At 68.7% G+C, this 7,038-nt stretch carries 7 protein-coding genes; 5 read left to right on the top strand and 2 right to left on the bottom strand.

Features of this window, described 5'->3' with window-relative positions:
• The 5 genes from ACFWF3_RS18595 to ACFWF3_RS18575 all read left to right on the top strand — a co-directional run.
• Positions 1 to 364, top strand: a 364-nt coding sequence (locus ACFWF3_RS18595) for an isochorismatase family protein (protein ID WP_379314617.1), incomplete at its 5' end; no start/stop codon positions are given.
• A gap of 11 nt (positions 365 to 375) precedes the next feature.
• Positions 376 to 912 carry a DUF4375 domain-containing protein gene (locus ACFWF3_RS18590; protein ID WP_379314616.1) on the top strand — a complete coding sequence of 179 codons (537 nt, stop codon included), beginning with the start codon at positions 376 to 378 and terminating at the stop codon, positions 910 to 912.
• 55 nt (positions 913 to 967) lie between these two features.
• Complete coding sequence (locus ACFWF3_RS18585) at positions 968 to 3,013, top strand: ATP-dependent DNA helicase (RefSeq protein WP_379314615.1); 2,046 nt, start codon at positions 968 to 970, stop codon at positions 3,011 to 3,013.
• 95 nt (positions 3,014 to 3,108) lie between these two features.
• The gene (locus ACFWF3_RS18580; protein WP_379314614.1) at positions 3,109 to 3,813 is read left to right on the top strand and encodes a hypothetical protein; all 705 of its coding nucleotides are present in this window, start codon (positions 3,109 to 3,111) and stop codon (positions 3,811 to 3,813) included.
• 259 nt (positions 3,814 to 4,072) lie between these two features.
• Positions 4,073 to 5,314 (top strand): glycosyltransferase 87 family protein, encoded by a 1,242-nt coding sequence (locus tag ACFWF3_RS18575; protein ID WP_379314613.1) that lies wholly within the window; start codon positions 4,073 to 4,075, stop codon positions 5,312 to 5,314.
• Between the two features lies 1 nt (position 5,315).
• Here the strand turns inward: ACFWF3_RS18575 and ACFWF3_RS18570 are convergent, their stop codons facing one another.
• The gene (locus ACFWF3_RS18570) at positions 5,316 to 6,125 is read right to left on the bottom strand and encodes a hypothetical protein (RefSeq protein WP_378996708.1); all 810 of its coding nucleotides are present in this window, start codon (positions 6,123 to 6,125) and stop codon (positions 5,316 to 5,318) included.
• Positions 6,126 to 6,343: 218 nt separating this feature from the next.
• Positions 6,344 to 6,892, bottom strand: a complete 549-nt coding sequence (locus tag ACFWF3_RS18565) for a DoxX family protein (RefSeq protein ID WP_379314612.1) — start codon at positions 6,890 to 6,892, stop codon at positions 6,344 to 6,346.
• Positions 6,893 to 7,038 lie beyond the last annotated feature (146 nt).

Below are 7,038 nucleotides of genomic sequence, written 5' to 3'. Positions count from 1 at the left end.
CGTCGACTCCTGGCCGCCGCACTGCCGAGTGGGCACCCCCGGCGCCGATTTCCATCCCGCGCTCGATGTCTCGCCCATCCAGGAAACGTTCTCCAAGGGCGAGTACACCGCCGCCTACTCCGGCTTCGAAGGCGCGGCGGCGGACGGCACCTCTCTCACCGATTGGCTCCGAGCTCGCGGCATCGACGCCGTGGACGTGGTCGGCATCGCCACCGACCACTGTGTTCGGGCCACCGCGCTGGACGCCGCCGAGGCCGGATTCGACACCACCGTCCTGCTCGATCTCACCGCGGGCGTCGCCCCCGAAACCACCGAGACCGCCCTGACCACCCTCCGCGATGCGGGCGTCGGGCTGCGTCCCTGAATACTTCCCCCATGGACTATCGATTCCCGGCGCACACCCGATCCGCCCTGACGAAGGCACTCGCCGAGACCGACAGCATCCACGACGCCGCCGACACCGTGTTCTGGTCGAACCCGGCCACCGACGACCTCCAGCGCCTCGGCATCGCCGCGTTCGGCAAACTCCCCCCGGCCTTCTCCCACCTGCTGGCCCTGTCGAGCCTGCACACAAGCGTTCTCGACGCGGGCTTCTCGAGCTACCTGAAAACCCGCCGCAGCGAACTCCCCTGGGCCACAAGAGGTTTACGTGCAGCAGGCATGCCGCAACTGGCCGCCGCGGCCATCATCGCCGCCCGCGACGCCTCCCTCAGCTCCCCGAACGACGACCTCGACCGCTTCTGGGAAGACGAACACCAGACCCTCGCCACCCCCGACCAGATCCGCCGCCCCACCGGCGACCGCGCCGAAGACCCCGACGAGATCTACGACATCAACGAACCCGAGGATTTCGAACAGCGAGTCCTCGACTACGTCCGCGATCACATCGACGACTTCGTCCGCGAGTCCTGACCGGGCTCGCCATCGCTCGGGCAAACCTGTCCGAGGGTGCGGATAAGCTGCCAGCGTGCCCGAACTCCCTCCCGTCGCCGACCTGCTCGTCACCGCCGTGCATGCCCTCGGTGGCAAGGAACGCACCGGGCAGACCACCATGGCCACCGCCGTCGACCACGCGATCGACACCAAGGAGCACCTGGCCGTCCAGGCGGGCACCGGCACCGGCAAGTCGCTGGCCTATCTCATCCCGAGCCTGCGGCACGCGGTCCGTACCGGTCGCACGGTGGTGGTCTCCACCGCCACGATCGCGCTGCAACGCCAGCTCGTCGACCGCGATCTGCCGCGCCTGGCCGAGGCACTCACCAAGCCGCTCGGCCGCGCACCCAAGTTCGCGATCCTCAAGGGCCGCAACAACTATCTCTGCCTGAACAAGATCAACAGCGTGATCCCGGAAGACACCGGCGGCGAGGCCGAGCTGTTCGACGCCTTCGCCATCTCCCGCCTCGGCCGCGAAGTCCAGCGCCTCAACGAATGGGCCTCCGACACCGAGACCGGCGACCGTGACGAACTCGCCCCCGGCGTCACCGACCGCGCGTGGCGCCAGGTGAGTGTGGGCTCGCGCGAATGCCTCGGCAAGTCCCGCTGCCAGTTCGGCCAGGACTGTTTCGCCGAGAAGGCCCGTGCGGAATCGGCCCAGGCCGATGTGGTGGTCACCAACCACGCGCTGCTGGCCATCGACGCCATCAGCGGCATCCAGATCCTGCCCGAACACGATGTGGTGGTGATCGACGAGGCGCACGAACTGGTCGACCGTGTCACCGGCGTCGCCACCGCCGAACTGGCCGCGACCGCGATCAGCGCGGCCGCCCGCCGCTGCACCAAGCTGATCGACGAACGCGAGGTAGACCGCCTGGAGGGCGCCGCGGAGGCCTTCCACCAGGCACTGGAGGATCTGCCGCCCGGCCGCTGGGACCAGATGCCCGACGGCATCGCCCCGGTGCTCGCCCTGGTTCGCGATTCCGCCTGGAACGCGCGCACCGCCATCGCACCGCAGGGCACCGTCAAAACCCAGGACGACCCCGACAACGCCGCCGCCCGCACCATGGCCGTGGCCGCCATCGACGACGTGCACGACGCCGCGGTCCGCGCGCTCACCGCGTTCGAGGAAGCCGACCCGGCCGCCCGTCGCGATGTCATCTGGTTGTCGGCCGACGAGATGCGCGGCGTCGCCCGCCGCACCTTGCGGATGGCGCCGCTCTCGGTCGGCGGCCTGCTGCGCAGCAGGCTGTTCGGCACCGCGACAGTCGTACTCACCTCGGCCACCCTGCAGATCGGCGGCTCGTTCGACGGGCTCGCGATCACCTGGGGCCTGCCGTCGCAGTCACGCGGCAAGGTCGATGCGGCCATGGCCAACGGCGCCACCGCACCCGCCGACCTGGAATCGGTGCGCTGGAACGCCCTCGACGTGGGTTCACCGTTCGACCACGCCAAGTCCGGCATCCTCTACGTGGCCAAACACCTGCCCGCCCCGGGCCGCGACGGCCTCTCGCCCGCCTATCTCGACGAGATCGAACAGCTCATCACCGCCGCCGGTGGCCGTACACTCGGCCTGTTCTCCTCGATGCGCGCCGCCAAGGCCGCCACCGAGGCGCTGCGCGAGCGGCTCGACACCCCGGTGCTGTGCCAGGGTGACGATTCGATGGGCGCGCTGGTGCGCAAGTTCGCCGACGACCCGGCCACCTCATTGTTCGGCACCCTCACCCTCTGGCAGGGCGTCGACGTGCCCGGCCCGTCGCTGAGTCTCGTTATCCTGGACCGCATTCCGTTCCCCCGGCCCGACGATCCGCTGCTCACCGCGCGCCAGCGCGCGGTGGAGTCGCGCGGCGGCAACGGTTTCATGACCGTGGCCGCCAATCACGCCGCCTTGCTGCTGGCCCAGGGCACCGGCAGGTTGCTGCGCAGCGTCGACGACCGCGGCGTGGTCGCGATCCTCGACTCCCGCCTCGCCACCGCCCGCTACGGCAGCTACCTGCGCGCTTCGCTGCCGCCGTACTGGGAGACCAGCGATCCCGAGGTGGTTGCCAAGGCACTGCGCCGGCTCACCGACTCCGCCTGAGCGAAGCCGACGCTTGCAGGTCGAGTCTTGCAATCGAGGTGACCACACTCGTGAATCAGCGAGCGTGCGAACGCAAGACGTGAGAACGTGTGGTGATGATGCACCACGCCGATGGCGAGGTACTCGGCGAATTTCTGGTCAGCGCAAGATCTTTGGCCGAGTACCGCGCGATGTTCCATCTCTCCGACGATGATCTGGCTGGGCGCCGTGTCCTCGATTGCCCCGGTGGCGCAGCAAGTTTCGCGGCCGAAGCAAGCGCCATGGGTGCCGAAGTCACCGCGATCGATCCCATCTACGCCACCCCACCGACCGAATTGGCCGCCCGCGCGACCCCCGAAACCGAACGCGCCGTGGCCTGGGCACACTCCCACGCCGACCGCTACCGCTGGGACTGGTACGGCTCCACGACAGAACACGCCGCGATCCGCCGCGGCGCCGCCGCCCGCTTCGCCGACGACGTGCGCGCCGCGCCCCACCGCTATCTGGCCGGCTCGTTACCCTCACTCCCGTGTCCCGACGACGCGTTCGACCTGGCCCTGAGCTCGCACCTGCTGTTCAGCTACGCCGACCGGCTCGACGCCGACTTCCACCTGGCCGCCCTGCTCGAACTGGCGCGCGTCGCCACCGTCGAAACCCGCGTCTACCCGCTGCTCGACTACACCGGCGCCCCACTCGACGACCTCATCGACCACCTGCGTACCGAACTCCACGACAAGGGCATCGCCACCTGCCTGCAAAAGACCGGGTATGAGTTCCACCACGGCGCCGACACCATGCTGACGTTGCGTCCGGCGGCCTGATGGGCGAGTGCGGGCGGGTGCGGCGGCCCGCAACGTGCACGCCGAGAACGGTTCGCCGCCAGCCGTGCCCGCTTTCATGTCGTTTTCCTACCGAAGTCGGTCCGCCGCCGAGCGCCGTCGACCCGGCGCGGTAGGTTCTTAGTCGTGCATACGATGTGGGCCGGCCGGTAGTACGGCCGTGGCGGAGAGATCTCGAGGCGTGGCACTCCCGCGCACGACCCTGACGCTTCTTCTGCTACTCGGTACCGCAGCCTTAGGCGTGACGCTGCTGTTCACCACCATGGATCCGTGGATGGACAGCGGCGGGATTCTCGTCGGTGGTCTCGACGTGCACATCTACCGCGACGGCGGCTGGCGGGTCGTGCACGAACGGGCGCTCTACATCGAGCCGACGCACTATGGCCTGCTCTACACCTACACGCCGTTCTCGGCCGTGGTCTTCCTGCCGCTACTGCTGGTGCCGTGGGCGCACGTCACCACGACCTGGATGGTGCTCAACCTGCTGGTGCTGTTCGGGGTTGTGCTGCAGAGCTTCCGGATGCTCGGCTACCGCACCACCCCCGGGCTGGCCGCCGTCAGCGCACTGCTCACCCTGGCCTGCACCTTCGCCGAACCGGTGCGTACCACGCTGTACTACGGGCAGATCAATCTGGTGCTGATGCTGGTGGTGCTGTGGGATTTCTCCCGCGCCGAAAACAGCAGGTTGCGCGGCATCGGCGTCGGTATCGCCGCGGGTATCAAGCTGACTCCGCTGTATTTCATCGCCCAGTATCTGGCGCAACGCCAGTGGCGCGCGGCCGCGACCGGTGCTCTCACCTTCCTCGCGTCGATCGGTCTGACCGCGCTGATCCTGCCGAGCGACTCGTATCAATACTGGACGTCGACGTTCTTCCATTCCGGTCGCATCGCCCCGGATGTCCACCCCGCCAACCAGTCCCTGCGCGGTGCCATCGCCCACCTCACCCACGGCCCCGCGCCGGTGTGGTTGTGGCTGTTGATCGCCGTGCCGATCGCGCTGGTCGCGCTGTGGCTGGCCGCCGTCCTGGTCCGCCGGGGCGAACCCCTGCTCTCGGTCACCCTCGGCGGCCTCACCGCCTGCGCGGTCTCCCCGTATTCGTGGGGTCACCACTGGGTGTGGTTCGTTCCGCTGCTGGTCTACCTGATCCACCGCGCTCAGACCCGCGCGCCGTGGTGGCTCGCCGCGGCCGCGCTCTACCTGTCCATCGCCGCCTGGACCTACACCTACACCCCCACCTGGGTGAGCGTCGGCACCTTCCTGCTCCCCCCGTGGTGGCCGCTGCCCCAGGTCCTGATGAACATCTACGTGATCATCTATCTGATCACCCTCGCGGGCATCGCCCTGCGCCTCCGCGCCCGCAAACTTCCCCCGGCCCCCATCGAGCCCGCCATCGATCTCGCTGTCCCCGAACAGCTTTCACCCGAAACCCGGGCCGTCGCCGCCCCACACCCCGACGACGACCGCCCGGCGATGATGAACTGAACTACCCGCAGGACCAATCGAAAACGCCCGACTCCAGATCGAGCTGGGCGTTGCCGCCGCCGAAGTTCATCCCGGAGATCTCCTCGATCTCCAGGTAGTACGGGGTCAACCCCTCGGGCAGCGCCTGCACGGGGAAGGCGGTGCCGCCGAGGTGGGAGCGGCCGAAGAGCGGCTCGGCCCACGTGGTCCAGCCGGAATCCTCGGTGAGCGGGTCCTGGTACTTGGTGTTCGGCTCGTATTCGACCGGGGGAACGCCCACGTTCGGGTCGGCGATGCGCTCGGCGAGCCAGACGCCGACGGTGGGGTGCACGTCGTCCCACGCATTACAGCCCTCATCGCTCGCGGTCGGGGAACCCGGCTTGCGAACATCGGCGGGCGGGGCGACGGGGCCGCCGGCGAATTCCTTGTCGGTCAGCCAGATCAGCGCGAAGGCGCCGCCGATCTCGTCGTGCATGATCTGCAACTTCGGGTGCAGGCGGGTGGACACGAGATCGCGGGCAAGGGGATCGTCCGACGAGGCGTCGGCCTCGACCGCGTCGGTTCCGGCGAACTGCCCCTCGCCCTGGAAGAGCGCGATGGCGGGGAACCCGGGTCCGCGACGCTGGAAATCGGTGGGCAGGCGCAGGGTGAGCGCGTGCATCATCGGCAGGCCGGTGACAGGTCCGCGCGGCCACGTCGCCGGATCGATGGCCGGTCCCTCACTGCCGATCCAGCCGGAGCGCACCGGCGCGTCGAGCACCAGCGGATCACCCTCGGGCGTCTCGGCCAGTTTGTCCGCCGAGTCTCCGAAACCCAGGTCGTAAGCCTTCATCGCAGCTCTCCTCTTCCATCCGCGGACAATGCGTGGCGCCGCTGTGTACAGACGCCGCCACGAGGTTAATCGCTGCCACCGACTCTCCGCGCGTGCTCCGTGGAACCACGGGCGTACGGGCGATGACGAATCAGCTCGAGGCGGCGCGAAAGAGGCGGCGCGGCAACCGAACCCCGGTCACCGCGCCGCCTCTCGACGATCAGCGTTGCTGCGTCGGATCAGAGCACAGCCTTGAAGATCAACGTCACCACCGCGGCCACGACGGCGAGCGCCACGGCCCCACCGCCCCACACCACACCCTGGCGCTGCCACGGCCGCCCGGCATCGAGCGAGAAACGCCCCGGTCCGGTGAACGCCAATGCCGCGGCGGCCAGCGCGAACAGCAGCGGCGTCGTGAACCCCGGTACCGACGGATCCGCCGGGAAGAGCCCGCCGCTCCACAACACGTTGATGGCGTTGATCATCGTTCCGAGCACGATGGCGGCGGCCAGCGGCGTGAACAGCCCGAGCACCAGCAGCAGCCCACCGACCAGTTCGGCGAGCCCGGCCAGGGTGCCGAAGAGTTCGCCGGGGTTGTAGCCCATGGCGGTGAAGCCGTCGGCATTGGCACGCCAGCCTGGTCCGTTGAACCAGCCGAACAACTTCTGGGTTCCGTAGGCGGCCATCAGTCCACCGAAGCCGACGCGCAGCACCAGCAGGCCGATGCCTGCGGCGGTGGTTTCGTCGGTGGTGGCGGTAGGAGTCAGGCGGGTAGCGGTGTCGGTCATCGTGTCCTCGTCTGCGAATCGGAAACATCCCCGCAACCGGACCGCGGTCCGATTGCCTTCCTCGATCACAACCCTGGGTCCGGTGCCACTATTTCACGCCGTTCCGGGCAATTCTGTGATGCCGGTCACAATCGATCAAAAAGGGC

The organism is Nocardia sp. NPDC060220, assembly GCF_042727815.1.
GTDB lineage: Bacteria > Actinomycetota > Actinomycetes > Mycobacteriales > Mycobacteriaceae > Nocardia.
Note: the sequence above shows the minus strand (reverse complement) of the source record. Positions and strands in the feature narration are given on the sequence as shown.